The 25,648-nt window shown below is 68.7% G+C and carries 30 protein-coding genes, 2 pseudogenes and 1 riboswitch; of the genes and pseudogenes, 12 read left to right on the top strand and 20 right to left on the bottom strand.

Going from position 1 to position 25,648, the window contains the following annotated elements; translation table 11 throughout:
* Nucleotides 1-235: pseudogene (locus MKK65_RS21925) on the bottom strand (porin family protein); the annotation flags it as partial.
* 294 nt (nt 236-529) lie between these two features.
* Complete coding sequence (locus MKK65_RS21920) at nt 530-1,111, bottom strand: hypothetical protein (protein ID WP_243960188.1); 582 nt, start codon at nt 1,109-1,111, stop codon at nt 530-532.
* A gap of 386 nt (nt 1,112-1,497) precedes the next feature.
* On the opposite strand from MKK65_RS21920, the gene MKK65_RS21915 reads away from it, so the two are divergent.
* Nucleotides 1,498-1,785 (top strand): hypothetical protein, encoded by a 288-nt coding sequence (locus MKK65_RS21915; protein WP_058192883.1) that lies wholly within the window; start codon nt 1,498-1,500, stop codon nt 1,783-1,785.
* Between the two features lie 13 nt (nt 1,786-1,798).
* Here MKK65_RS21915 and MKK65_RS21910 read toward each other — a convergent pair whose 3' ends face one another.
* Both MKK65_RS21910 and MKK65_RS21905 read right to left on the bottom strand, forming a co-directional pair.
* Nucleotides 1,799-2,242 carry a DMT family transporter gene (locus MKK65_RS21910; RefSeq protein WP_058192884.1) on the bottom strand — a complete coding sequence of 148 codons (444 nt, stop codon included), beginning with the start codon at nt 2,240-2,242 and terminating at the stop codon, nt 1,799-1,801.
* A 125-nt stretch (nt 2,243-2,367) separates the two neighbouring features.
* Nucleotides 2,368-2,589 (bottom strand): DUF6894 family protein, encoded by a 222-nt coding sequence (locus MKK65_RS21905; protein ID WP_058192885.1) that lies wholly within the window; start codon nt 2,587-2,589, stop codon nt 2,368-2,370.
* 577 nt (nt 2,590-3,166) lie between these two features.
* Between MKK65_RS21905 and MKK65_RS21900 the strand changes: the two genes are divergently transcribed.
* Nucleotides 3,167-3,424: a hypothetical protein gene (locus tag MKK65_RS21900; protein WP_058192886.1), complete on the top strand. Its 258-nt coding sequence runs from the start codon at nt 3,167-3,169 to the stop codon at nt 3,422-3,424.
* A gap of 244 nt (nt 3,425-3,668) precedes the next feature.
* Here the strand turns inward: MKK65_RS21900 and MKK65_RS21895 are convergent, their stop codons facing one another.
* From MKK65_RS21895 to MKK65_RS21870, 6 genes are all read right to left on the bottom strand, one after another.
* On the bottom strand, nt 3,669-3,971 hold the full coding sequence (locus MKK65_RS21895) for a hypothetical protein (RefSeq protein WP_058192887.1): 303 nt from the start codon (nt 3,969-3,971) through the stop codon (nt 3,669-3,671).
* Between the two features lie 238 nt (nt 3,972-4,209).
* Nucleotides 4,210-4,653 (bottom strand): DMT family transporter, encoded by a 444-nt coding sequence (locus MKK65_RS21890; protein WP_243960190.1) that lies wholly within the window; start codon nt 4,651-4,653, stop codon nt 4,210-4,212.
* 141 nt (nt 4,654-4,794) lie between these two features.
* Nucleotides 4,795-5,061 carry a hypothetical protein gene (locus tag MKK65_RS21885; protein WP_058192889.1) on the bottom strand — a complete coding sequence of 89 codons (267 nt, stop codon included), beginning with the start codon at nt 5,059-5,061 and terminating at the stop codon, nt 4,795-4,797.
* A gap of 354 nt (nt 5,062-5,415) precedes the next feature.
* Complete coding sequence (locus tag MKK65_RS21880; protein WP_243960191.1) at nt 5,416-5,826, bottom strand: hypothetical protein; 411 nt, start codon at nt 5,824-5,826, stop codon at nt 5,416-5,418.
* Between the two features lie 75 nt (nt 5,827-5,901).
* Nucleotides 5,902-6,315, bottom strand: a complete 414-nt coding sequence (locus MKK65_RS21875; protein ID WP_058192891.1) for a phage holin family protein — start codon at nt 6,313-6,315, stop codon at nt 5,902-5,904.
* A 67-nt stretch (nt 6,316-6,382) separates the two neighbouring features.
* Nucleotides 6,383-6,826 (bottom strand): hypothetical protein, encoded by a 444-nt coding sequence (locus tag MKK65_RS21870; protein WP_058192892.1) that lies wholly within the window; start codon nt 6,824-6,826, stop codon nt 6,383-6,385.
* Nucleotides 6,827-7,083: 257 nt separating this feature from the next.
* Here MKK65_RS21870 and MKK65_RS21865 point away from each other — a divergent pair, with 257 nt between their 5' ends.
* Nucleotides 7,084-7,593 (top strand): hypothetical protein, encoded by a 510-nt coding sequence (locus MKK65_RS21865; protein WP_082643285.1) that lies wholly within the window; start codon nt 7,084-7,086, stop codon nt 7,591-7,593.
* Nucleotides 7,590-8,033 carry a hypothetical protein gene (locus MKK65_RS21860; RefSeq protein ID WP_243960187.1) on the top strand — a complete coding sequence of 148 codons (444 nt, stop codon included), beginning with the start codon at nt 7,590-7,592 and terminating at the stop codon, nt 8,031-8,033. Before MKK65_RS21865 ends, MKK65_RS21860 begins: the two co-directional genes overlap by 4 nt.
* Nucleotides 8,034-8,049: 16 nt before the next feature.
* Here the strand turns inward: MKK65_RS21860 and MKK65_RS21855 are convergent, their stop codons facing one another.
* Nucleotides 8,050-8,301, bottom strand: coding sequence for a hypothetical protein (locus MKK65_RS21855; RefSeq protein ID WP_243960186.1), 252 nt, complete (start codon nt 8,299-8,301; stop codon nt 8,050-8,052).
* A gap of 97 nt (nt 8,302-8,398) precedes the next feature.
* Entirely contained in the window at nt 8,399-8,680 is a 282-nt protein-coding gene (locus tag MKK65_RS21850) for a hypothetical protein (protein ID WP_058193575.1), read from the bottom strand.
* A 519-nt stretch (nt 8,681-9,199) separates the two neighbouring features.
* Here MKK65_RS21850 and MKK65_RS21845 point away from each other — a divergent pair.
* On the top strand, nt 9,200-9,337 hold the full coding sequence (locus MKK65_RS21845; RefSeq protein WP_201025793.1) for a hypothetical protein: 138 nt from the start codon (nt 9,200-9,202) through the stop codon (nt 9,335-9,337).
* Between the two features lie 12 nt (nt 9,338-9,349).
* On the opposite strand, the gene MKK65_RS21840 is transcribed toward MKK65_RS21845, so the two are convergent.
* Complete coding sequence (locus tag MKK65_RS21840; protein WP_058193583.1) at nt 9,350-10,036, bottom strand: hypothetical protein; 687 nt, start codon at nt 10,034-10,036, stop codon at nt 9,350-9,352.
* Nucleotides 10,037-10,223: 187 nt separating this feature from the next.
* On the opposite strand from MKK65_RS21840, the gene MKK65_RS21835 reads away from it, so the two are divergent.
* The 3 genes from MKK65_RS21835 (at nt 10,224) to MKK65_RS21825 (ending at nt 13,546) form a co-directional block, all read left to right on the top strand.
* A complete protein-coding gene (locus MKK65_RS21835) occupies nt 10,224-11,003 on the top strand; it encodes an SDR family oxidoreductase (protein ID WP_243960185.1) in 780 nt (259 codons plus the stop codon).
* A gap of 222 nt (nt 11,004-11,225) precedes the next feature.
* Entirely contained in the window at nt 11,226-11,933 is a 708-nt protein-coding gene (locus MKK65_RS21830) for a DNA helicase (RefSeq protein WP_243960184.1), read from the top strand.
* Between the two features lie 824 nt (nt 11,934-12,757).
* Nucleotides 12,758-13,546, top strand: coding sequence for a class II aldolase/adducin family protein (locus MKK65_RS21825; protein WP_058193571.1), 789 nt, complete (start codon nt 12,758-12,760; stop codon nt 13,544-13,546).
* Between the two features lie 304 nt (nt 13,547-13,850).
* On the opposite strand, the gene MKK65_RS21820 is transcribed toward MKK65_RS21825, so the two are convergent.
* A complete protein-coding gene (locus MKK65_RS21820; RefSeq protein ID WP_058193570.1) occupies nt 13,851-14,750 on the bottom strand; it encodes a LysR family transcriptional regulator in 900 nt (299 codons plus the stop codon).
* 156 nt (nt 14,751-14,906) lie between these two features.
* On the opposite strand from MKK65_RS21820, the gene MKK65_RS21815 reads away from it, so the two are divergent.
* A complete protein-coding gene (locus MKK65_RS21815; RefSeq protein WP_243960183.1) occupies nt 14,907-17,054 on the top strand; it encodes a malate synthase G in 2,148 nt (715 codons plus the stop codon).
* 122 nt (nt 17,055-17,176) lie between these two features.
* On the opposite strand, the pseudogene flhB reads toward MKK65_RS21815, so the two are convergent.
* Both flhB and MKK65_RS21805 read right to left on the bottom strand, forming a co-directional pair.
* A pseudogene (flhB, locus tag MKK65_RS21810) lies at nt 17,177-18,241 on the bottom strand (flagellar biosynthesis protein FlhB).
* 14 nt (nt 18,242-18,255) lie between these two features.
* Entirely contained in the window at nt 18,256-19,077 is an 822-nt protein-coding gene (locus MKK65_RS21805) for a FliG C-terminal domain-containing protein (protein ID WP_243960182.1), read from the bottom strand.
* Between the two features lie 45 nt (nt 19,078-19,122).
* On the opposite strand from MKK65_RS21805, the gene MKK65_RS21800 reads away from it, so the two are divergent.
* Nucleotides 19,123-19,632, top strand: a complete 510-nt coding sequence (locus MKK65_RS21800) for a flagellar hook-length control protein FliK (protein ID WP_243960181.1) — start codon at nt 19,123-19,125, stop codon at nt 19,630-19,632.
* Nucleotides 19,592-20,137, top strand: a complete 546-nt coding sequence (locus MKK65_RS21795; RefSeq protein ID WP_243960180.1) for a transglycosylase SLT domain-containing protein — start codon at nt 19,592-19,594, stop codon at nt 20,135-20,137. Before MKK65_RS21800 ends, MKK65_RS21795 begins: the two co-directional genes overlap by 41 nt.
* Nucleotides 20,138-20,479: 342 nt before the next feature.
* Here MKK65_RS21795 and MKK65_RS21790 read toward each other — a convergent pair whose 3' ends face one another.
* From MKK65_RS21790 to MKK65_RS21780, 3 genes are all read right to left on the bottom strand, one after another.
* Nucleotides 20,480-20,896 carry a hypothetical protein gene (locus tag MKK65_RS21790; RefSeq protein WP_243960179.1) on the bottom strand — a complete coding sequence of 139 codons (417 nt, stop codon included), beginning with the start codon at nt 20,894-20,896 and terminating at the stop codon, nt 20,480-20,482.
* Between the two features lie 204 nt (nt 20,897-21,100).
* Nucleotides 21,101-21,328, bottom strand: a complete 228-nt coding sequence (locus MKK65_RS21785; protein ID WP_243960178.1) for a hypothetical protein — start codon at nt 21,326-21,328, stop codon at nt 21,101-21,103.
* 184 nt (nt 21,329-21,512) lie between these two features.
* Entirely contained in the window at nt 21,513-22,106 is a 594-nt protein-coding gene (locus MKK65_RS21780) for a cell wall hydrolase (protein WP_058193565.1), read from the bottom strand.
* A gap of 435 nt (nt 22,107-22,541) precedes the next feature.
* Nucleotides 22,542-22,741: riboswitch (cobalamin riboswitch) on the top strand.
* Nucleotides 22,742-22,979: 238 nt separating this feature from the next.
* Between MKK65_RS21780 and MKK65_RS21775 the strand changes: the two genes are divergently transcribed.
* The gene (locus MKK65_RS21775; protein ID WP_243960189.1) at nt 22,980-25,013 is read left to right on the top strand and encodes a TonB-dependent receptor; all 2,034 of its coding nucleotides are present in this window, start codon (nt 22,980-22,982) and stop codon (nt 25,011-25,013) included.
* Nucleotides 25,014-25,043: 30 nt separating this feature from the next.
* Here MKK65_RS21775 and MKK65_RS21770 read toward each other — a convergent pair whose 3' ends face one another.
* Nucleotides 25,044-25,370 carry a DMT family transporter gene (locus tag MKK65_RS21770; RefSeq protein WP_058193564.1) on the bottom strand — a complete coding sequence of 109 codons (327 nt, stop codon included), beginning with the start codon at nt 25,368-25,370 and terminating at the stop codon, nt 25,044-25,046.
* Nucleotides 25,371-25,648: the final 278 nt, after the last annotated feature.

The raw sequence follows: 25,648 nt of genomic DNA, 5'->3' as shown, positions 1-25,648 counted from the left end.
TGGCGGTGGTGCCGGCGGCGGCGAAGGCGGCGGGGACGCCGAAGACCGAGCTGTTCGAGCGGCTGCTGGCGTCGAAGGCGTAGCCGGCGTTGATACCGAAGTAGGCGCCGGTCCAGGTGAACACGGGCACCGGGGTGAAGATCGGTGGCGGGGCGGCGCGGCGCGGCAGGTCGGCGGCCGAAGCGGCGCCGGTCAGGGCGGTGAAGGCGGCCAGGGAGGCGATCAGCTTGGTCATGTGGGGCAATCCAGGACGTGAAATCTGACGCCATGACTACCAATCGGTCGACAGAAAAGCTGTAGTTTTACGGACACACTGCCCGGCCATGGCGCGGCGCGTCATAGTAAACCATCGGTAAATATCTTCGGCCCGTTGAGCATCGCTCGGGGATTACTGGGGCTGGCGCGGCAACGCCGCGTCCGTACATAGGGTTGCTCAAGAAGCCGTGATCACGGAGCCGCCGTGAACGGCGGGCGACAGTGCCAGCCCTCGTTTCCCGACGCGGATGTAACCGCGCGATCCACCACGCGTTCACGGGAAGCCATGCCCGACGGGCAGCTTGATGGAGGCTTCATGCGCGTATTCCTTGCCAGCGCCGCCCTGCTGGTCCTCGCGACCGCAGGCGCGGGCGCCCAGCCCTACGATGAGCGGCGCCTGCCGCCGCCGGGCGCGGATCTCGATCGGGGCCCGCCGCCACCGAATCGGTTCCGTCCGCCGCCGCCCGAGGCCGATGACGATGGAATGCCGCCATCCCGTCGCCGGGGACCGCCGCCGCCGGATGACGACGACGATGATGACGACGATGACGCCCCGCCGTCTCGGTCGGATCGTCTCTGACCCCCGCTCCGAACGCACGCATCCGCAATCACCGCGTAGCGGGCGTTCGCATTCCGTACCCTCTGTGACCCGGGAGCGGCAGCCGCCCGGCAGGACCTCTGCTAGACAGGCCGTCGTTCCGGGATGCTGCGCATGTTCACTCGGCCGCTTCTTCGTCGTGTTGTCTTGGTCCTGGTGCTGATGGGCGCTCTGGTGACCCTCGCGGACGTCATCGCCCGCCGGGAGTTGCGGCAGGCGGCCGACGAATCGTTCGGGCGGAACGGTGCCGTCGCCCATACCGCTCAGGCTGGCGAATAGGGTCCGTCCATTCGTCCGCGAAGACAAAAAAGGCCACCCCCGAGGGAGCGGCCCGAAGTCTTGGGAGGAGACACCCTTGGGAAGGGTGGCCGGATCACGACGCCGTCGCGATCCGGCGGATCTGAATTACGGATACCGGGCAACGCCGACAACCACCCGGCAGGTGCCGGCCCGCGCGCAAATCCGACCCGTCTGCGTCGCACGTGCGCTTTCACACCAGGGGGCCGGCACCTCGCCCAAGGCCGGCGGCGAGGCCGGGGTGATCGGGCGACAGAACCAAAAGCCTTACTTCGCCGTTGAGGGCAGCACCGACCATGCAGCGGTCGGTACCGTGCCTCCCGATATGCACCGGTTGCGAGTTTCCGATGACCCGACCGCGCCGCGTGGGCCTGCCCTGGTACGCCCCGGAGCATTATGAGGCGCTTCGCGCCGGCCTCGCCGATGGGACGAAACTGCCGCCCCATTACGAGACCTGGCGGATCGCCACCGAGCAGATGGAGCGCGAGGTCCAGCGCAGCGGCGTCGAGGTCGTGCGCGTGCCGATCGAGCCCGAGGGGTTCGCCGCGTGGTGTACCCGCACCGGCGCGGCGGGGGATGGTCCCGGGCGCGCCCGGTACGCAGCCGAGGCCGTGGCGAGAACGGATCCGGCGTGAGATCGACCGCGGCTCAGAACAGGGCCACCATTCCCACGCCGACGGCCATCAGGACGGCGCCGAGGATCCGCCACAGGCTCGCCGGATGCACGGCGAAACCGACCCATCCGTAATTGTCGAGCACGATCGACGCGGCCACGCCCACCGTCACGATGATGCCGAAGAACGATGCGGCGCCGATGGATGGCGACGCGTAGAGCTGGGCAAGGATCAGCAGGATGCTGAGGAATCCGCCGAGCCACGCCCACCAGGGCACCTGCACCAGCTTTTGCCCGCTCGGCATCTCGAGCTTGCCGAGCGTGAGGCCGCCGACCAAGAGAGCGGCCGTGCTGATCAGCAGCGTCAGCAACGCGGCGGTGATCGGCAACCCGAGGGATTTCGACAGCGTCGCGTTCTGGCCGGGCTGAACCGCATTCGCGAGTCCGGCGAGGATCGTCAGTCCATAGAGATACCACATTCTCCGCTAGCTCTCGACGCTGCGGCCAAGATCCGCCATTGCGCCGCGGAATTTTGACGCCCCCCGCCGCGAGCGGCGCATCGGCCGGCGCGGGCTTCTCGGTTCGACGGATGGTGCGCGCGGATCTATGGCTTGATCGGCAGACGCCCGACCGCAGATCCGGACGCGTCCCTCACCACAAGCGTCCAGATCGCGTCGGGATCGGAAGCGGCCAGTTCGTCGGCCATCTCCCGGATCACGCTCCGGGCCTCCGCCAAGGCCGTCTCCAAGCTGTCGGCCTCGACGCCTTCCTCGTCACGGATCGACTCCCTGCCGTTCTCGATGTCGAAGTAGAAGCGTTCCGGCACCTAGCGCGTCCCCCCTGACCGAAACCCTCCGGAGAGGGCCCATGCATTCGGCTACGTAGTGCGAAGCGACACAGCAGCATTCAAAAACAACGATAAACCTTAAAATATCTGAAACTTGAATTGAGTCGCCGAGTTGCAATTATATCGAGATTTTGGCGAGACGATCCATTAAAGCTACTGGCGATCGCCTTCCGAACCAAGGCCTTAAGGCCCGCTGAGGTGGCGCTCCTTGCTTGGGGCACTTGCCATGTCGACGTGTGACAAACCGGACTCTGCAAAGAGAGCCGAAGCGGTATCGAATAGTAAAGACGAGCTACGCAACCATATTCGTCGCGTGCTGCTGTGTATCAAGGCACAATCTGGACAGAACAAGCCGGCGTCCTGAAGGGGGCCTCGCAGGGCATCACCCGGCGAACGACTTCGGCCCGATGACGCGGAGACCGAGCCGGCCGCCCGAGCGGCTGCGCGTGACCCCGGTCGTACCGCGACGCTTTGCGGCACAAAATCCTGTCGGTCGGCGGATTGCTGTGGCGCGCCTGCGCTGGCGCGGAGCGCCGCCAAACGGCATCGTCGTCTCATGGTGAAGCCTGGAATCCCGACCTGCGAAGTCTCCGTCGAGGGGGCCTGGGTGGCCATGACGGTCGACGAGGCGCAGGCCCGCCATCGCGATGCCCTCAAGCGCTGCCCGGCCTGCTTCGGGCGGCTGATGATCCAGGGCGGCTACACCGCGGTGCGGCGCTCATCGCTGTCGCACTTCCGTGTGCACGATGGTTGCCCGCTGATCCCGCGGCACTACAAAGGCGAGCCGAAGCCCCACCCGGCGGCGATCGGCTAGTGCCGTCCCCGATCGCGTGGCCATTCGGCGCGCCTATCAATCCCTGGTGTGACGCGCTCGCCGACACCGAATCGGTATCGACTTCGGCCACGAGCGCTCCCGAACGCGCGATCGCGATCCGGCGTGCTTGGTACGGGTTTCCGAAGGCCGCAGCCCTTCGCCAAGGTTCAAGGCGAAGCCCGTGAGACGTGCCGGGCTTAAGTCCTGCACCCGGGCCAGGTCCGAGGCCTTCCGAAGCCCGGCCTCAGCGCTGGACCGCCTCGATATCGTCCTCGAAGATCGAGTCGGGCTGGCAGGCGTGCCAGTCTTTCGTCTCGTCGGTCTGGCCTTTGCGCCCCCAGCAATAGCCGGCCTGGGCCAGACGCCCGCTCAAGCGGTCGCGGAGCCGGCACTGCTCCCGGATGATGGCGGGATCGCCCGAACCCTCGCAGGCGAGCGCAGCCTTCGCCTCCGCGGTCAGCAGTTCGGGGATTGTCGGCCGCTGCTGCTGGGCGGCCGCCCCACCGGCGGCGACGACGAACGCGATGGCGGCGAAGGAAATGCGCATCCCGACAGGATAGCCCCGGGAGCAGGCCTGTCGAGGCGGTCTCTGCCCCTTTCGAGACGATGCGCTATCGCCCGCGCAGGAAGAAGAACCAGATCAGGATGAGGACGGGGATCGGCACACCGATCAACCACAGCAAACCACCCGTCAGCATCGCGTGCTCCTCCACTCTCCGATGAGCAACCCCATCCAGGTGGGCGTGTTCCGGGGACGCCGGTCGAAGCCCTCGGCCATCCGGCCGTCAGAAGGCGGCGACGAGGGCCACGCCCGCGACCATCAGGAGGCCGCCGAGGATCCGCCACAGGCTGGCGGGATGGATCTCGAAGCCGACCCAGCCGAAATGGTCGAGCACGATCGAGGTCACCACCCCCGAGGTCACGAGCAGGCCGAGGAACGGCGCCGCCCCGATCTGCCGCGCCACGATGAACTGCGCCAGGATGATGCAGCCGCCAAGGATCCCGCCGAACCACGCCCACCAGGGCATCGCCAGCGCCTGCGCCGCCGTCGGCCAGGCGAGCTTGCCGGAGAGGAGGCCGACCACGAGGATGCAGGTGGCGGTGCCGGCCGCCACCACGAGGCCCGCGGTCAAGGACTCGGCCAAGCCCTTTGAGAGCGCCCCGTTCTGCCCCGCCTGGACGGCGTTGGCGATGCCGGCCAGCAGCACGAAGCCGTAGAGGTACCACATGGTCGGGGTCTCGATCTGTAACACCGGGTCGGTGGGGCGGTCGTGACAGGGGCGTCACGCGACCGGCGGCGGCTTCACATCCTGTCGCGACGACCGCCCGAGGCCGGCCCCCATAGCGAGGCGGCCGGGGGCGGGCGGCCGTCAGGCCTTGCCGTCCGGCTCCGATCCGGCGGCCTCCATCCGTTCGGCCAATTCGTGGACGACCTCCTGCACGAGCGGTGGCCAGGGCACATCCTTGTCCTGAAGGAGCCGGGCCGCGCTCACCAGAGCCGTGAATTGGGCCGGTGAGATCGCGCGTCCCATGATCTGGGCGGCCAGCATCTGCTCCGCCAAGGCCGTCGCGAGGCGCAGAACCTCCGGCATCCTCGCGGCCTGGGGATCGATCGCGGGGCCCGTTTCGGGATCCATGTCCGTCATATCAGGTCCCCTTCGCCTCCCGGACGCGCGCCACTGCGGTGAATACCGGTCCGATTGCGGACGTGTTCCCGGAGCAGCACGAGGGGGCGCCGAATGGCCTGACATTCGGGGGCCAACCGCAAGCATATTTTGTCGCGCACCGCGCAGATTCAGGGCGAAAATCAGTGATCGACGGCTCTATGGCCCAGCCGACACGGCGTTGAACGGCAGTTCCACACCGGATGAGCCGGACCACATCCGGACGGCGCCCGGCCATAAGCCGACAATGGGCCCCCCAGAGGCGCCGGGGACGGAGCGGCCATCACAGGCCGCCCCTCGCGGGTCTCGCGTGCCTGTCAGCGCGCGCTACTTGGTGATCCGCACGGAAACGGGATCGCTCCCGGGAAAACTCTCTTCCAAGGCCTCATCAAGCCGTGCCTCCATCCGGTCCGGCTGGTTCGCTGCGAGCCCCCGATCCGCGGCAGAGGATCCGGCCGCGATCGCGGTGGAGCGCCGACGCGCCGTCGAACGGACCACGTCGTATACGAGCAGCCCGAGCCCGGCCGCGATCAGAAGGGCCGGCACGGGGTTCACCCGCACGTCGGCGACGAAGCGCTCGACGGCCTCGCCGGCGGCTTGTCCGGACCGCTTCAGGTCGGCGAGGTCCCGGGGCATGCCCGGCCCCTGCAGCCGGGATTGCAGATCGCCCAGCGTGCGATCCAGGCGCCCGCGGCTTGCCTCAACATCCTGCTCGAGTTCGTCAGCCGCGTTGCTCATGTGGTCCCATGCTCCGTTGGCGCAGCGTCCCGAACGGCCGGTTCCGGCTCTCGGGACGTTGCGAGATCGCGGTTCTCACGCATCGTCCTGGAGCCGATGTCCAGGGCGATCCGCGAGAACCTGCGCATCCTGTTTGATCTGCCGGCCCGTCCGGGTCGGCGCGAGATTCGCCAGCGAGGCCCGGCTCCGGCCGAACAGGCCCAGCACCAGGGCCAGCCCGAGGCAGGTGCCGCCCACGATCAGCGCCGCCAGGGCGTCCGATTGCACGAGGACGGCGATGCCCTTCACCAGGGCCAGGAGCAGCGTGAACAGGCCGGTGATGGCCAGGACCGCCGCCGCGATCAGCAGCCCGAGGCCCAGCGAGATCCGATGGACGCCCTGTGCCATCTCGGCGCGAAACAAGGCCAGCTCGTCGCCGACGAAATCGCGCAGCTCGCGAACCGCATCGCCGACGAGGGTCGGGATGCTGCGTATGCCGGGTTCGGCCATCCTGTCCTCCTGGCACGCGCGTTGCCGACGCGGGGCGGTTCAGCGAGAGACGGCTCCGACGCCGGCCTCAGATATCCGGCGTCGGTAGGACATCGACCGGAACCAGGGCCCGGGAGCGAGGGACCGGCCGGATCCCGGGGGTGTTGATCAGCCGGTAGAGCGCGAAGCCGGCCAGCATGGCGGCGGCCGCGGTCAGAGCCGGCCGGCGCCGGGCCGCCGCGCGGACCTCGTCGTACATCTCACCGAAGGAGCGGCGACCGATATCCTCGGCCAGCCCGTCGACGCCGAGGGCGGCCTGATCGAAGAACGACTTCAGCTGCGGAAGCCCGTCGAAGCCGGCGCCCGTGTCCCGGATGGCGTCGCCGACATCCGCGACGACCCGCGCCGCGTCGGCCTGGCGCTTGGCCGCGTAGCCCCGCGCCTGATCACGCAAGGCGTCAGTGAACCCGCGCGTCGGGTCCTGATCCGGACCGGACGCGGTCGGGCCTCGATCCTGGGCACCGTTCCGCATCAGGCTGTTCCTCCCGCAGGCCATTCGATCTGGGGGGAAGCCGGGAGCGTCGCATACAGTTCCGCGGCCGGCCGGGGGGCCGGGTCTTCCGGCGTCGCGGATACGCCCGCGCCGCCCGGCCGTGTCCCGCGAATTCTAGCATAGAGGCTAGCCTGTGTTAACAAAGCCTCACCTCGTGGACTCGGTTTTAACGATTTGTTAATCATTCCGATCAGTTAAATCATCGCCCAGGTCTACCGGCAGGGAGAGAGCGCCCCGTGAGCGAACTGCAGCGGCTGTTGAACGATCCGCGCTTCCGCACCGTCGACAAGTCGAAGCGCGAGCCGAATGCCGTCCCCGAGGCCAGCCTCGGCAACGTCCTGCGGGTCGTCTCGTCGCTGAACGAGCAGGCCCAGGCGCCGACGCCGCAATCGTCGCCGCAGGATTGGGACACGCTGATCCACCGGGTGCAGGCCGCGGCCCGCCAGGCGCGCGAGGTCGAGGCGCAGGCCCGGGAGCGCGAGGAGCGGATCGAGCACGTGCTCGAGCAGGTCCGCGACGACATCAATGCGTCGAATGAACGGGCCCGGATCGCTGAAGTTCAGGCGCGGGAAGCGCAGGTCCGCGCCGAGGCACAGGTCATCGCCGCCGAAGAGCGTGCGAAGGCTGCCGAGGCCCGCGCCCGGGCGGCGGAGGAGCGCGCCCGGCACGCCGAGGAATGGCTGGCCCGGGTCCAGGACGCGATCATGTCCGAGTTCTCCGACCTGACCGATCAGGCCGCCGCATGAGCAGCCCGGCCCGAGCGCAAACGATCCCCCCGGAGGCCGATCCGATGGACCGGGTGATCGCGCTGTTCTCCGGAGCCGACACCGCCGCGGCCGCCGAGGACGAGGATTGGTCGGCCTCGCTGCTGGCGGTCCGGGGCGTCGCGGCCCGGGTCCGCGAGATGCAGAAGCGCGCGCGGGACTCGGTCCGAGAGGCGCAGCGCGCGGTGCGGGACTCGGATGCGGCGGCGCGGGCGGCCGAGGACCGGGCCCGCCATGCCGAGGCGACGATGCGCGAAGCGGTCACCCGTGCGGAGCGGGCCGAGGAACAGGTCCGCTTGGCGGCCGAGCGGGCCGACCGGGCGGAAGCCCGGGCCACGGAGGCGCATATGTGGCTGCGGCGCATGCACGAATGCATGGTCAGCGAGTTCGGGGCGCTCGCCGCCGAGCCGACCCGGCCCTGACGCGGCCGCGCCGGGCTCACGCGGCGGGAGCGGCGACCACGTCGACCGCATGCTGCGCCCAGGCATAGGGCTCGCTATGGCCGTGATACACGGCGATCTCGAGCTGTAGGATTCGGACGCATTCCTCGGACAGGTCGGCCAGGATGTCGTAACCGTCCTCGTCGATCGCCGACCGGACCGACACGAACGGCCGATGATCGTCGTAGGTGACCAGCACTTCCTGCTCGGCATAGGGATCGAGCGGGTTAATACAATAATGGGCCGGCATCCGCCTTATCTCCCGAGATGATGTCGCGCAGGATGGCTTTAAGTCTCGGTTGTAACAGCCCGATGAAGAGTGCCGAGCGCCCCGGCCGTTGCGCGCGTCACAGCGCGGGCTGGGGGCCGCCTTCGACGGCGCGGCACTCGGGCACGGCCGCCGCCGGAACGACGGGGCAGGGCCCCGAAAACTCCGCCCGGAGCGCCGAGAGCGCCGCGCGGATCGCCATCCGCACCGGTCGCGGCGCGCTCCCGGCCTCGGCGCGCAGCTGAAGCTGCTGCAGCTCGTGCCGGAGGGCCCGCCGCCCGGGATCACCGGGCAGGCCGTACTCCGCGGTGAGCAGGCTCAAGAGCTGACGGCCGAACGGATCCGCGAGAAGGGTCGCCATGAAGCCATCTCAACACAGTACAGGATCAAGCCAAAAAGCGATCTCTGCTATATCGCTCCGTATAAACCGCTGATTGGCGACTCCATAGTGAGAATGCTAGACGAAGATTACTGACTTGCGTAACCCCCGCGCCGGTCAGTACCGGCGAGGCGGGAGGGGGAGCTTTGCTCGCCCGCCTCGCCGGTGCCCCCGGCCCGACCGATCCGGTTCGGGCGACGGACACGAACAGGGCCGCCCCTATCGGCGAGACCCGAGGTCTCGGGCGACATGGGCTGAGCGGGCAGGGCACGCACAGAACCGGCCGTCGGCGCGCCATCGTCCCACGCCGTCACCGCGGTGGGGTGGCGGAGCGATCCCGGGACCTGCACCGTTCGGAGGTAATGCGCGAAATCGCTTTGCGCCACGCACAAAGACACGGCACGCCGCCAAACCGACCGATCATCTTAAGGTCAAAACAACACTTCCTGGCGATGATTGCTGCATTCGGACAATTCGAAGCTGTCCAGCGAGCAGGCCGCCGTGACCCTCAGCCTCGTTCTCAGTATCACCGCCCCGCTGCTCACCGGCGTCGGAGCCCTGCTCTGGGCCGGGTTCGTGGCCCCCGGCCTCGACGAGGTGCCAGACACGCCGTCGCGCCGCGATCTGCGCACCTGGTGAGCGCCGCCCCCCTCAGGGCATGCGGCGGATCCCAGTGATGTTCTCCGGCGAGAGATCCGCCGCGAGGCTCCGGTGCGGAGCGCTCTCGGCGGCTCGCACCGGGGTCGGCGGCGGCCTGCGGTCGCCCGCGCCCGGGGTCGCCGCAGCCTCCCGGTTCGGCCAATCCTCGAGCTTCAGCGCCCGGGCCGGCTTCTGATCGCCGCAGCCGGCGCAGACCGAGACGAGCCACGATTGCCAGAGGCCGTCGGTCCTCTCCTGGGCCGAACTCGCCTGCTCGCGATGCGCCGAGGCCAGGGGGAGCGTGTCGAGGTCGGATTGCTGCTTGGGTTCGGCCAGGGTCCGAAGCTCGTCGAGCTTCACGTCGCCTTTGCCCGCGGCCGGAGCGATCGGGGCAACCGAGGCGGTGGCACCCGGCAGGGAGCCGGTGGTGCCGGGATCCGGGCGGCAGCCGATGCAGATCCGGGTGCTGATCGCGTCGTCCGCGGCTTGGCGCGGCGTCCGGCGCTCGATCGGCTTGGTCGCGACCGGGCTGGCGGCCCGGCTCGGCGGCTTGGTCTGCCCGAGCGCCGTGGTGTTCGGCGCCTTCTCGGTGGTGAGCGGATCGCCGCCGGTTCCGGTGACGGCCGGCTGCGCCGCCGCCAGTCCGGCCGACAGGATATAGAGCACGAATCCGACAACCGGAGTACGCAGTGTCGTCATGGTCACCTCCATGACTGGTCAATCGCGTATATCGCATCGGGTTCAGTAATACTTCCGGATGAACCCGGCAGATGATCATCCCATGCCCGCGGATCTCCCAACCCGAGCCCGGGTGACGCCTGCGAATTCGGCGCGGTATCACGCTCGCGGAAGCCCTCCCTGGGAGGGCCGGTTCTCGGAGGCATCGATGGATCTGGGTTTGAGCGGGCGCCGGGCCCTCGTATGCGCGGCTAGCAAGGGGCTCGGCCGGGGCTGCGCCCTAGCGCTCGCCCGCGAGGGCGTCGCGGTGACGATCACGGCCCGCACCCGGGAGACCCTGGAGGCGACCGCCGACGCCATCCGCCGGGAGACCGGCGCGGCGGTGACCGTGGTGGCCGGCGACATCGCCACCGAGGCCGGCCGGGCCGCCGCGCTCGCCGCCTGTCCGGAGCCCGACATCCTGGTCACCAATGCCGGCGGCCCGCCCCCGGGGGATTTTCGCGAGTGGGACCGCGACGCCTGGATCCGGGCGCTCGACGCCAACATGCTGGCACCGATCGCGCTCATCAAGGCCACGGTCGACGGCATGATCGGGCGGAAGTTCGGCCGGATCGTCAACATCACCTCCGGGGCCGTGAAGGCGCCGATCGCGCATCTCGGCCTGTCGAACGGCGCCCGCTCGGGGCTTACGGGCTTCGTGGCCGGCCTCGCCCGCCAGACGGTGCGGCACAACGTGACGCTCAACAACCTCCTGCCCGGCCCGTTCGACACCGACCGGATCCGCAGCAACGCCGCCGCCGGCGCCGCCAAGGCCGGCACCAGCGTGGAGGCATTCCTCGAAGCCCGGGCTCGCGACAACCCCGCGGGGCGCTTCGGCCGTCCGGACGAGTTCGGCGCCGCCTGCGCGTTCCTGTGCAGCCAGCAGGCCGGGTTCATCACCGGCCAGAACCTACTGATGGATGGCGGGGCCTATCCTGGGACGTTCTGAGCAGGGGCTGGCGAACAGGCGCCGATCGCCCGCGCGGCCGGTCGTGGTCCGCTTGCCTTCGGCTACGCGGTTGCGCAGTATCACAAGACGGCACGGCCCATGCCGCCCCCCTCCGAATCGGGGAAGCATCTCCCATGCAGGGCCTTCCACGCATTGCGCCGACTCCGTTCGAGCACGCATCAGGAGGGATTGCGGATATCGCTCGGACGAGGAGGTCCTTGCATGACTCTGTCCGCTCCCATTTTCCGGCTCAGGCGCCAAGCCAAGCTGCTTGCGCGCGGGTCGAACGCGCCGCTCCACCACGCCCTCGACCGGATCGCCCAACGGGAGGGCTACCGGAGCTGGAGCTATCTGTCCGGGTCGCACCCCGCATCGCGCCCGACGCAGCGGATCTTTGCGGCTCTCAGTCCCGGCGACTTGGTTCTGCTCGGTGCACGCCCCGGGCATGGCAAGACGCTTCTGGGTCTGGGCCTCGCCCTTGGAGCGGCGCAGGCTGAGTGCCGCAGCTTCTTCTTCAGCCTCGAATCGAGCAAGGCCGCCGTACAGGCCCGGATCCGCTCCCTGCGCGGGGAGGGCGCGCCGATCCCGCTGATTGTCGATACCTCGGACCGGATCTGCGCGCGCTACATCGCGGACCGGGTTCAGGACGGTCGCGGCGGCAGCTTCGTGGTGATCGACTATCTCCAGATCCTGGACCAGAAGCGCAGCAATCCCGAACTCGACGTTCAAGTGCGGGACCTCAAGACCCTGGCGCGCGACACATCGGCGATCGTAGTGGCGCTCTCCCAGATCGACCGCGCCTTCGACCCCGCGAACCGGCCCCTGCCGCAGCTCTCCGATATCCGTCTGCCGAACCCGGTGGATCTGAGCCTCTTCACCAAGGCGTGCTTCCTGCACGCGGGCACGGTGCGTCTCGACGCCGTGGCCTGATCGCGGAGCGTCCCGGCACGGTGTCCCGTTCCTTGCGCGCTGCCGCATCCGGACACGCGTCATCGACCCCACGCGGCAACCCGCCGGGAGCATGGCCCAAACACCCAGTCGCAACCGGGGTGACGCGGGACGCCGCGAAGCCCGAACGCAACGTTGCACAAAGAGCCGGCTTCCCGGCGTCCCGCGGATCGAAGGCGCTGCCGCCAACCGGCCGGCCGCGCATTCAGATCCGTTTTTTCGTCCGATGTCCGTCACGCGGGAACCCGCCTGCGCTAAGTTCCAGTCCCGAGGTGCTCATCGCCCCTCAGCGCTTCCGAGCGAGCCTTCGTCGCACGCCCCCTCGTAGTAGAGGGCGCCGCAGAACCGCCGCACCGCCCAGGACAGGGTCGCCCTCAGGCCTCTGAACGGCCATTGGCATTTCCTCCGCCGGCCGCCGCCCAGCCCGAGCCGGGGGGTGTCGCGTTCCCGCGCCCGGGCCTGCCGCAGCCGACGGCAGACGCAGGCACCGGCCCACCGCCGCCGACCCGGCGGCTGACCGGATCGGCGCCCCGAGACGTCTCACGACGCGTCGCGGCGGGCGAGAGACCATGAGCACAAAATAGGAACATTGTCAAGGGACAGACCGGGGAAGGGGTTCCCAAACGGCGAGCCCTTTGGCGGGGTTCGGGGCGGAGCCCCGATGAACCAGGGCTCCGCCCTGGACCCGCGCAAGGTCCAGGACCTTGTGAATCCCGGATTCCCTCGATCGGCGCCGACGCATTGCCGGCCAGCGGCCCCTGGTGCACCCTGTCGGCGATCTCGCTCACCAAGCCAGGAGCCGTCGCATGATCGCAGCCGCCCATTCCAGCGCCCCGGACCAAGAGGCCAACCCCGCCGCGATCCAGGCGATGCGGTTCGACCTAGCGGCGGCCTACCGGCTGATCCACCGGCTCGGCCTCGACGACAGCATCTACACCCACATCTCGGCGCGGCTGCCGGGGGAGGGCCATCGGTTCCTGATCAATCCCTACGGGCTGCGCTTCGAGGAGGTGACGCCCCAGAATCTCGTCACCGTCGATATCGACGGGCGCGTGCTCGAGGATCCGATGGGGCTCGGCATCAACCCGGCCGGCTTCACGATCCACAGCGCCATCCACGCCGCGCGCCACGACGCGATCTGCGTGCTGCACACCCACACGGTCGCGGGGGTCGCGGTCTCGTGCCAGGAGGAGGGGCTGCTCGCCCTGAACCAATGGTCGATGCAGTTCGCCGGCCGGCTCGCTTATCACGCCTATGAGGGGATCGCCCTCGACCTCGACGAGCGGGCGCGGCTGGTGGCGGATCTCGGCGACAAGCCGGTCATGGTCCTACGCAACCACGGGCTGCTGACCTGCGGCCGGTCGGTCGGCGAGGCGTTCAAGCTGATGCACAACCTAGAGCGCTCATGCCGGGCGCAGCTGGCGATCCAGGCCGCCGGCGCACCGATCACCCGCCCCTCCGCCGCCATCGCAAGCAAGACCGCGGGGCAATACGCAGCCGGCTACGATCGCATCGCGGTCCAGGGCGCCCCCGACAACGAATGGGCGGCGTTCAAGCGGATGCTGGCCCGCACGGATCCCGACTTCGCGCAGTGAGCCGGCTACGGATGGCGGGGTGAGAGCAGGGGATGTCGTCAACCGGGCTGGGTGGAACGTGCTCATCTCCCCCTTGTGGAAGGAAAAGCACGGTCCGGACGGTTCTCGACTGTAAAAGAGTCTCTTCGAGACCAACACACGCCCTCCCTCCCCCCTCTGCGGGGGAGGGAGGGCGCTTGGGGTTAACCTTGGCCCACATTCGGCAGCGATATGTGAACATCTTAGCCCGCACTGGAGAGGGGACCCGCGTCACATCCGGCGTCGCACGAATTCGGTCCCCCGCCGCTGAGCCGGGCAGGGCGCCTCACGGCTCCGGCCAGGCGGCGCTCGACCGGTAGGAGCGCTTCAGGAATTCGATGAAGGCCCGGGTCTTGGCCGGGACGAAGGCCCGGCTCGGATAGACCGCATAGATGCCCGCCTGGGAAGCGGCCGTGTAGGCGGGCAGCACCACTTCCAGCAGGCCGCTGCGCAGTTCCGCGTGCACGTCCCAGGTGGAGCGGAGCGCGATGCCGAGGCCACCGATCACCGCCTCGCGCACCACCTCGTTGGAATGGGTCCGCAGGGGCCCGGCGGCGCTCACCGTGCAGGGCCCGTCCGGCCCGACCAGGCGCCACGGGTTCTGGTTCTCGGTGGCCAGGCAGACATGGCCGCGCAGATCGTCCGGGCCGGCGGGACGCCCAGCCGCGTCGAGATAGCTGGGCCGCGCGCAGAGGACCCGCCGCACCGGGGCGAGGCGCACGGCGGTGAGCCCGGAACTCTCCAGGGTGCCGACCCGGATCGCGAGATCGTAGCCGCGCTCGACGATCGGCTCGAAATCGTCGCTGAGCTCCAGGTTCAGGACGAGGTCGGGATGGAGCGCGAAGAAGGCCCGCAGGTGCGGGACGATGTGCAGCCGCCCGAACGAGCTCGGCGCCGTCACCCGCAGCGTCCCCCGCGCCCGGGAGGCCCGCTGCGACACCAGGGTCTCGGCCTCCGCGATGGCGTCGACGATCGGGGCGATCCGCTGAAAGAATTCCTGGCCCACATCGGTGGGCGCCACCCGCCGCGTGGTCCGGTGGAGCAGCCGCACGGAAAGGCGCTCCTCCAGCCGCTTCAGCCGCTTCGAGACCACCGCCACCGACAGGCCGAGCTCGGACCCGGCCTGGGTCAGGCTGCCGGCCCGGACCACCCGGGCGAAAATCTCCAGATCGCTGTGATCTTGCATGGCGGTGGGGCCGACATTCTCAACGCCGCGGAAAGAATCAAATCCCTTTTGGCGCCTTTTTCGCGGGAGCCAAGGGCTCTATCGCTGGGCCATCAAAGAATCTTCACGCGCCGCTCAAGTTTTTCTCAACAGCGCGCGCCAGCCCAGGGGATCGCCATGTCGGGCCTCGTCGTTGCCGAAGACCTCCGCCGCTTCCTGTCCGAGGAGGCTTTGCCCGGGACGGGCTTGAGCGCGGACGCGTTCTGGTCGGGCTTCGCCGCGATCCTCCGGGATCTCGCGCCGCGCAACCGGGCCCTGCTCGACCGGCGCGACGGGCTCCAGGCCGATATCGATTCCTGGCATCGCGACCGCCGGGGCGTGCCGCACGATCCGGCCGCCTACGCGGCGTTCCTGGCGGAGATCGGCTATCTGCAGCCGGAGCCGGAGGCGGTGCGGGTCACCACCACGGATGTGGACGCCGAGATCGCCGAGATCGCCGGCCCGCAGCTCGTGGTGCCGATCTCCAACGCGCGCTACGCGCTCAACGCCGCCAACGCCCGCTGGGGCAGCCTCTACGACGCGCTCTACGGCACCGACGCGATCCCGCAGGACGGCGAACTGGCCCCGGGGCAGGCCTTCAACCCGGCCCGCGCCGCCGCGGTGGTCGCCCGGACCAAGGCGTTCCTGGATACGGCCGTGCCCCTGGCCGGGAGTACGTGGGCCGAGGCCACGGGTTTTGCCGTGACCGCGGGCGCGCTCGCCGTCGATCTCGGCGGCGGCCGCAGCGCCGCCCTGCAGGACGGCGCCGCGCTGGCAGGCTTCACCGGCGCCGCGCAGGCGCCGGAGATCCTCCTGCTGCGCCACCACGGCCTGCATATCGAGATCCGGATCGACCGGACCAGCCCGATCGGCCGCACCGACCCGGCCGGCATCGCCGACGTGGTGCTGGAATCCGCCCTCTCGACCATCATGGACATGGAGGATTCCGTCGCCGCCGTGGACACCGCCGACAAGGTCGCGGTGTACCGGAGCTGGCTCGGGCTGATGCGCGGCGACCTCGTCGCCCGCCTGCCCAAGGGCGGCCGCACCATCGAGCGCCGGCTCGCCGAGGACCGGACCTACACGGCCCCCGATGGCGGCAGCCTGACCCTGCCGGGCCGGTCGCTGATGCTGGTGCGCCATGTCGGGCACCATATGGTCACGGACGCCGTGACCCTCGACGGGGAAGAAATCCCCGAGACGATGCTCGACGCGGCGGTCACCGCGCTGATCGCCCTGCACGACCTCAAGGGGACGGGCGCCATCCGCAACAGCCGGGCCGGCTCGGTCTACATGGTCAAGCCGAAGCTGCACGGGCCCGACGAGGTGGCGTTCGCGGTGGAGCTGTTCGTCCGGGTCGAGGCGCTGCTCGGGCTGGCACCGCGGACCCTGAAGATCGGTGTGATGGACGAGGAGCGACGCACCAGCGCGAACCTCAGGGCCGCGATCGCGGCGGCTGCCGACCGCCTATTCTTCATCAACACCGGCTTCCTCGACCGGACCGGCGACGAGATCCACTCCGCGATGGAGGCCGGCCCGGTGGTCCGCAAGGAGGCCATGAAGGCCACCGCCTGGATCCGGGCCTACGAGGACGGCAACGTCGATGCCGGGCTCGCCTGCGGGCTGCCGGGCCACGCGCAGATCGGCAAGGGCATGTGGGCCGCCCCCGACCGGATGGCGGCGATGCTCGCCGCCAAGGGCGACCATCCGGCGGCCGGCGCCAACACCGCCTGGGTCCCGTCCCCGACCGCGGCGACGCTCCACGCGCTCCACTATCACGGGACCGACGTGCGTGCCCGCCAGGCCGAGCTCCGCGACCGGGCGCCCGCGACCCGGGCCGCCATGCTGACGCTGCCGCTCGCCACGGAGGCGTTCGCGCCGGAGGCCGTCCGCGAGGAACTCGACAACAACTGCCAGGGCATCCTCGGCTACGTGGTGCGCTGGATCGACCAGGGCGTCGGCTGCTCGAAGGTGCCCGACATCCACGATGTCGGGCTGATGGAGGACCGCGCCACCCTGCGCATCTCCAGCCAGCACATCGCCAACTGGCTCCGCCACGGGATCGTCGACCGCGCCCAGGTCGCCGAGGCCCTGCGCCGGATGGCCGGCATCGTCGATCGCCAGAACGCGGCCGATCCGGCATACCGCCCGATGGGCCCGGATATCGACGGGCCGGCCTTCCGGGCCGCGGAGGCGCTGGTCTTCGAGGGCGCGGCCCAGCCGAACGGCTACACCGAGTTCGTCCTGCACCGCTTCCGTCGCGAGGCGAAGCGCGGCCAGGCCTGACGCCTCGGCTTCCGACGGGGCACGCCGGAACCTCTCGCGATCGCGCTGCGATTGGGAGAGGCTATCCGCGTTTGATCGGACGCGCGCTCGTCGCCGAACCGGTCTCCCTTCGGGCAGCGCGCTCAGCGCTTCTTGCGCGTCATCACGTAGACGAGGAGGTTGGCGACCGCGCGGTAGAACTCCGCCGGGATCGCCTGGTTGATCTCGACATTGTCGTACATCGCCCGAGCCAGGGTCTTGTCGACCACGATCTCGATCCGGTGCTGCTCGGCGATCTCGCGGATGCGCAGGGCGAGCAGATCCTTGCCCTTGGCCAGCACCATCGGGGCATCGTTCTAGGCCTGATCGTAGCGCAGCGCGATGGCGTAATGCGTCGGGTTGGCCAGGATCATCGTGGCCCGGGGCACGGACGCCATCATCTGCTTGCGCACGCGATCCAGCGCGATCGAGCGCAGCTTGGCCTTCACCGCCGGATTGCCCTCGGTCTGCTTGTACTCGTCCTTCAGATCCTGCTTCGACATCCGCAAGTCGCGCTGCCACTTCACGCGCGTCCAGACGAGATCACCGGCCACCAAAGCAATCGTCGCCACGCTGACCGCCGAAACCAGCCGGACCGACAAGCTCAAGAGCAATTCGGGAAGGCCGATCGGATCCTCGAACATGATATTCACGATCTCGTGTCGGTCGGCGCGCAGAATCATAGAGACGACGCCGCCGATAGCCAGGAATTTGAGGATACTTTTCCCAAATTCGTTATATCCCTGAAGACCGAAGATGCGGCTCCACCCGCTGACGGGCGAGATGCGAGACCATTGCGGCCTGATGCGCTCGCCCGCGATGCGCGGCACATTCTGGAATATCGAGGCGGCGAGACCCGCCGCCATCAGGATCACCAACATGGGCAGCAGAAGCTGCCACATCGCAAGGGCCAGTGCCACGACGAGCTGCTCGGCGTCCTGACTGGTGGCCAGCGCGAAGTTCCGCGGCTGCTCAATGAGCAGGGCGAGTTGCTGGACGAACAGGGCGCCGCGATCCCGGACCACGAAGACGAGGATGATGAGGATCGCCCCGATCGAGGCGAAGATCGTCGCTTCCCGTGAGAACGGGACGTTTCCCTTCTCCAGCGCCTCGCTGATCTTCTTCTCGCTCGCAGCCTCGGTCTTGCTCTCCTTGTCCTCGTCCGACATCGCACCCCATCCGTTCAGCTGAAGAAGGTGTCTTCCGTCTCAGCTTGATTGAGTTCGATCTCGCCGCGGGAGGCCATCTCCAGGGCCTGGTCGGTGATCGCGCGGCGCGCTTCGAGCACATCGCGCTGGGCGGCCGGCTCGCCGCCTTCGAGTTCGTGCTCCACGAGGCGTCGCGTGCGGGCCGTGATGGCGCCCAGCACGACGTTGCGGAGGGTGCCGCTGGTGCCCTTCAGCGCCAGGATGATTCGGTCGGGCGGGATCTGATCGAACAGGGCCGTGCGCGCCCGGGGCGTCATGTTGATGATGTCGTCGAAGGTGAACAGCAGGCTCTTCAGGATCTCCGCCGACTTGGGACGCGATTGCGCGAGGCTGTCCAGGACCTCTTCCATGCCCTGGCGCTCCATCTTGTTGATGATGTCGGCCATGCGCGCATGGGTGTCGGCACCGGAATTGCGGGCCTGGTTGATCATGAAGTCTTCGTGCATCGACTGCTCGATCATCTTCATCGTGCCATCGACGATGGGCTTGAACGTCAGCATCCGGCGCATGACCCCGTTCCGCAGGGGCGCCGGCAGCTGGGCCATGACCTTGGCGGCGCAGCCCGGCTTGACCTTCGACAGGATCAGGGCCGCGGTCTGCGGATGCTCCAGTCCCAGATCCGCTCCGAGCCGGATCCGCGGCGCGCCATCGCCATGGCCGCCGCTGCGGAGGCCGCGTCCGCGACGCCGATGACGATCGCACCCGCGCAGGGCCGCGCCGTGTCGGGTGTCGAACGGGCCGTCCTTGCTGCTGTCGGCGAGCGTGCGGAGGAATCCGCAGCGTCGGCAGGACCGCATGATGGGACCGGGATCGCCACGAGCCTGCCCGGCGGATCCCTGCCGATGATCGCGACAGCGATCAAGGAGGAACTCGAACGCGCGAGCGCGGCGGCCACGCAGGGCCAGCTCCCCGCCGATCCGGGGGCCAACGCCGTCCCCGCGGGACCGCTGCGCATGCTCAAGATCCAGCTTCGGCCGGAGGATCTGGGTGTCGTCACCGTGGAGATGCGGCTCTCGAACGGCCAGCTCGAGACGCATCTGCGCGCCTCGCAGCCGGAGACCGCCGCGCTCCTGCACAAGGACACGGGGATCCTCACCGACCTCCTGAGCAACAGCGGCTATCGGGCCGAAGTCAGCGTCGCGCAGGCTCGGCCGGCCGATGCGGGCGGGTCGGGCGGCTCCCAGCAGCAGGCCTCACAGCAGAACGCCTCGTCGTTCGCCGATGGGGGCGCGCGACCGGGCAACGAGGGCGCCAGACAGCGGCAGGATGCGCAGCGTCAAGCCCTCCCACGACGCGAAGGAGAACGGACGGATGAAGCGGTACGTCCTCGTGACAGCGGCGTTTATCTCTAGCGCCGTCCCGGCGGCAGCGAATGTCTGTGAGGACGAGATGGGACGCGCCTCCGCCCGCTACGGCGTGCCGCTGGGCGTGCTCTACGCCGTTGGTCTGACGGAGACCGGCAAGCGCGGCTCGCTGCAGCCCTATGCCATGAACATCGCCGGGACAGCCTATTTCGGGACGGGACCGCGGGACGTGCTCGCCCGCTTCGCGGAGGCGCGCAGCAAGGGCGTGCGCCTGATCGATCTCGGCTGCATGCAGATCAACCACCATTACCACGGTGGCAAATTCAGCTCGGTCGAGGCCATGATCGACCCACACGCGAACGTCCAATACGCGACGCAATTCCTCCAGGAACTCAAGAAGCGGGAGGGCAGCTGGACCATGGCGGTGGCCCGCTCCCATGCCGGACCGAACAACAACGCGGCACAGAAGCAGTATATCTGCCGGGTCGTCGCCAACATGGTTGCGACGGGATTCGGACAATGGACTCCGGCCGCGACGCAGTTCTGCCGGTGATCTCCCGCCGTCGTGGAGAGACCTCGGCCACGCCGGACCATGTTGAGAGCGGCCAAGCCTCTGCCTGCACCGGCGGCGCGGCCCGAAGCACGGATCCGGGCAAGCAACGGATTCGTCGGCGCCAACAGCGCAGATTACTGAATACGCTGGGCAGACGCCGCTCATTGCCTGCTCATACGTTGAGCCGAATGGTAGACGCCACCATCCTTCCGGGGCTGGGGAGCATCATGAACGACGCGCCAGAGCCGCCGGACAACCCCTTCGCGAAGACGCTGCTGCTGTTCGCCGTCACCGTCGTCGTCATCGCCGTCTCGGCCTACATCCTCATCCGGATGGAGTGAGCTACAAAGTCCGGCAGCTGCCGTAGCTCATCTTGATCTCGCTGCGGTCTTCCGGATTGAGCTGTGCCTCGACGAAGTTCAGCTTGTTCAGATCGATCAGAAGAAAATACACGCCGTTCTGGCATTTGATCGCATTCCGCGGCGTCCGTTCGTTCAAGCGCGGCGAGGCCACCTGGCATTCGTAATAGTCGGACCGGCCGGCAGAGATGACGGTCAGCAGGCCGCCGCTGGAGACCAGCGAGAAGGTCCGCGCCCGTTGTGGCTGCGGTTGCGGTTTCGCGCCTTCGGGGGCGGGGACCGGATCGAGCCTCACCGACACGTCCTCCGTACAGGTCATCGGGCGGCGCAACTGAGAGGCCGCCGGCACGATGCTCAGCATGAGAACCGCGCCGGCGAGCGCTACCCTGTGGGCGATCATCGGGAGGAATTCCGTGATTCGTGGGTAGTTTCGACCGACAAGCTAAGGCCTCGTCCGTCGATGTAAATGTCGCCCCCTCGGACGACGGAACCGATCAACAGTTTTGCCGCAGCTGGCGATGGCATTTCATCGGCCAGTACCGCTCAATCCGAAGCGTTCGACAACATCGGCGAGACCGCGACCGATGAATCGGCCGTGTTCGCCCTAACCCTGCGGATCGTCGGGGTTGTCGTTCGCGGCGGTCTCCAGATCGGATCGCAGGGCGATCTCGGCGCCGATCTCGATCAGCAGCAACCGCGACAGGAGTTGCATGGTCGGCGTGCCGTGCGCGAGCAGAAGCGCGTGCGTCGCGATGACCGCCTCCACCAGGCGGCTGAAACCGTCATCCTCTGACATCGCCGCGCAGGAGCCGAGCTGAATGCCAGCAGACAACTGTAGGATCCAGCTCAAGTTCGCTGCCGGCCGCGGAAACCGGGACCCGCTCGGCGTCGGACGCGCGATCCGAGGCCGGCTGACTTGCCCGGCTACCGGGTCGGACACTTCACGAGGTCGGGCAGGAGCTTGCCGGACCGCGACCGGATCAGGCAGAGCCTGCGGATCATGGGCCGTAAGCGGCCTATTGCGCCGCCGGCAGAGGCGGGACCGCCGCGTAGGTCGAGACCGTTGTGGGCAACGCGGGGGAGTCCGGCATTTCCTTCCTGGCCGCGCGGGAGTCGCGCTTCTCGTAGAAGGCATTGCCGCCGGCCACGGCGACGTAGTGCATGTTCTTGTAGGGGAAGTGGTGGCCCGCGGTGTGGAAATACATCGCCTTCCCGACCTTCGGGTGCCGCTCGCCCGCCAGCACCGCGTCGGCCGCGTCGGCGACCTTCTGAAGATCGCGCTCCTGCATCGGCTTGGTGAGCACGCCGGGGGCGAATTGGCCAGGCTGGCCGACCACCGCGCAGATGCCGCCCGGGAAGATCGCGGCTTCCATCCGGTTCATGACCACGGTCCCGACGGCCAGCAGGCCGCCCTCGTCGCTGCGGTTCGACTCGAAATACATGGCCCGGCCGAGACAGTCGCGCTCGGCATCGCTGACAACCATCGACGGCTTGCGATCGGGGATCGATCCCGTGGTCAGGGGTGAAGCGGTGTTGCACGCACCGAGACCGCTGGCGAGTGCCAGGACGACCAGCCCGGAAACGATCTGAATCCTCTCGCTACCCTGCATGCATCAGCGCTCCGTCCTCCTGCAGCCGCGTTTCGGTGCGAGACGCCCGCGCCATCGCGGCCTCGCCTCGCACCGTCGTTGTACGCACAAGCTTGAGTGCACGTTCGCGGCGAGGATGTGGCGAGCCGTCCTCCGTCCATCGGCGAGGGCGCCGGATCGCAGGCGCAGGCAGACGGCCCGACAGACCCGGCAGGCCCGGAGCGCGATCCCTTCGGCCGCGTGCAATGTCCGTCGCCAATCCGCCGGTCCGACCGTAAAAAAATCGTTTCCCGTCAGCATTTTAAAGACATTCCGGGACCCGCCCGGCATAGCATCCGGCGCGCATGTCCGAGAAATGACGCGGCGGGGAGGAGGCTCAGCCCAGGGCCCGGTGTCATCCGGGAGACACACCGGCCGCCAACCGGTGCCGGGGCGTTGACGCGGCCTGCACCTTGGTTCGATGGTGGTCGCGACGGTTCCCTTCGGGGATCAAAAGGGAACGCGGTGAGGGATATTGACCCGAAGCCGCGGCTGCCCCCGCAACTGTAAGCGGCGAGCCTTCTCGTCACCACGTCACTGGGTCACCTCGCCCGGGAAGACGACGGGAGGGCGGCGACCCGTGAGCCAGGAGACCTGCCGTCAGTCGTGGTCACACGCGAAACGCGCCGGGCGGGGTGTCCTGGCGGGTGTCGGGACGCCCGTGCGCAAGCGCGGTCGGCACGGCCTCGTTCGCGGTGACGTGCCACTGCCGTCGCCCGAGGTCCCGTGTCCCGTCCTGTCCCCCGCCCCGCGCTCTTCAAACTGTCCGCGCTGACGGCCCTCTGCCTCGCAATCCTCCCCCCGCCGGCATCCGCCCAGGACCGATCGAAGCCGGGTCCGGCTGCCGAGGCGACACTGGATGAGATCTCCGTCACCGCCGACCCTGCCGCGCCCCCACGGGGCGGTGCCGTAGCCAGTGCGGGCTATGTCGGCGGCGTGACCGGCATCGGCGGCCCGCTCCTGACCGTGGATTCCGCCAGCGCGGGGGTGATCACGGGCGCCCAGCTCAACAGCCGGCCGGTGACGCGTCCCGGCGAGGTGCTGGAGGCGGTGCCGGGCCTGATCGTCACGCAGCATAGCGGGGAGGGGAAAGCCAATCAGTTCTTCCTGCGCGGCTTCAACCTCGACCACGGCACCGACATCGCCCTGTTCCTGGACGGCATGCCGCTCAACATGCGCACCCATGCCCACGGCCAGGGCTATGCCGACATCAACTTCCTGATCCCGGAACTCGTCGGCGCGGTGGAGTTCCATAAAGGACCGTATTTCGTGCGCGACGGGGATTTCGCCTCGGCCGGCTCGGTCCGGATCGACTACCTCGACACCGTCGCCAAGAACCTCGCGCTCACCTCCATCGGCAGCTTCGGCTACAAGCGGGCCCTGAGCATCGCCTCGACCCCGCTCGGGGACGGCAATCTTTTGGTTGCCGCTGACGCGCAGGTCTATGACGGGCCCTGGGTGGTCCCCGACGCCCTGCGCAAGATCAGCACCGTCGCCCGTTACAGCCAGGGCACGGCGCTCGACGGATTCTCGGTCACCGGCATGGCCTATGCCAGCCGCTGGACCGCCACGAATCAGATCCCCGAGCGGGCGGTCACACAAGGGTTGATCGGCCGCTACGGCACCATCAACCCCACGGATGGCGGCGACACGAGCCGCCTCTCATTGTCGGGCCGCTTCAGCAGCACCGACGACACCGGCGTGACCCGGGCCTCAGCCTACGTGATCCGCTCGCAGCTCAACCTGTTCAACGACTTCACCTATTTCCTGAACGACCCGGTCAACGGGGACCAGTTCCACCAGCTCGACCAGCGCATCCTCGGCGGCGGCGAGGCCCTGCATATCTTTCAGGGCGATCTGTTTGGCATGCCGATGGAGAACGAGATCGGCGTACAGACCCGAACCGACAGCATCCGGGTCGGCCTGTTCAATACGACGCGCCGGCAATACCGCTCGGGCGTGCTCGACGACCGGGTGCTGGAGACCAGTGGAGCCTTCTATTTCGACAACCGGGTGCGCTGGACCGACTGGCTGCGCACCAGCCTCGGCTTCCGCGCCGATGGCTACGCCGCCCGCGTCGCCTCGGACACGCCGGCCAATTCGGGGCGCGCCCGCGACGGTATCGTCAATCCGAAGCTCGGCTTGACCCTTGGGCCGTGGTTCGACACCGAACTCTACGTGAATTACGGCGGCGGCTATCACTCGAACGACGTGCGCGGCGTGACCGCCACCGTCGATCCGGCGAGCCCCCTGTTCAACATCGCCCGCGCGCCGTTCCTGGTGCCCTCGACCGGCTACGAGGTCGGGCTGCGCAACCACTCGATCGCCGGTCTGGAGACCAGCCTAGCGCTGTTCCGGCTCGATTTCGCCTCGGAGAACCTGTTCCAGGGCGATACCGGCACCACCGAGCCGAGCCGCCCGACCCGACGCTTCGGCGTCGAGTGGACCAACCGCTACGCGGTGACCCCGTGGCTCTCGCTGGAAGGCGACCTGACGATCACCAATGCCCGGTTCTCCGACTTCGATCCGGTGGGCAACCGGGTGCCGGAAGCCCCCACCACCATCGCGTCGGCGGGAATCACCTTCGGCGAGCCGCTCGGCTGGTTCGGCTCCCTGCGGTTCCGGTATTTCGGGCCGCGCCCCCTGATCGAGGACAACTCGATCCGCTCGCGCCCGACCGCCCTGTTCAACGGCCGGGTCGGCTACGCCTTCGAGAACGGGGTCAGCGTCTCCCTGGACGTGCTCAACCTGACCAACAGCCGGTCCGACCAGATCACCTACGCCTACGTCTCGCGCCTGCCCGGAGAGCCGGCCGAGGGCCTGATCGACCGCGTGTTCCACCCGGTCGAGCCCACGGCCGTGCGCCTCACCATCGCGGGCCGCTTCTGAGCGCAGCCCAGGCGGCCCCGGGAAGCCGGCTCAATGCTGGCCCTGGCCAGACGCCAGGACGGCCACGCCAACCGCGATGATCGCGATCCCCACCAGCATGGTCGGGCTGATCGGCTCGCCGTACAGCCACGCGCCGCCGAGTGCTGCGCCGATCATGCCGACCCCGGACCAGATCGCGTACACCACGCCGATCGGCAGCATGTTCATGCTGCTCGACATCAGCCACAGGGCGGTGCCGTAGCCGACGGCCACGATCAGGGTCGGCCCCGGCTTGGTCAGGCCGTCGGCGGCCTTCAGCGCCAGGGTGGCGGTGACCTCCGCGCCGATCGCGAGCCCGAGGATCAGGAAAGGGTTCATCGCGCGGAAGACCTTTTGTGCAGGAACGGAGCCAGCTTCAAATGAAAGCCAGTTCTTCGGGTGAGCATAGACGGTCAGTCAAGGATGGCGGGCTGCCGTTTGTGCAGGACGGCCTCCTCCCATAGGATGCCGCCAGACTTCGAGAGCCCTTTTCCGTCGAAGCGATGAAGATTTTCGAATCCCCCGCGCCGAGCTCACGCGGTCGAGCCCTGAATTCATCGTCCGATCGGGTTGGCCCTTCGTTAACGCCTCCTCATCATGGTCGCCGCGCGCGCCGG

The sequence above is a fragment of the Methylobacterium sp. J-001 genome (genome assembly GCF_022829565.1).
In the GTDB taxonomy this organism is placed as follows: Bacteria; Pseudomonadota; Alphaproteobacteria; order Rhizobiales; family Beijerinckiaceae; genus Methylobacterium.
The sequence above is the reverse complement of the archived record's forward strand: the minus strand, read 5'-3'. Positions and strand labels throughout refer to the sequence as shown.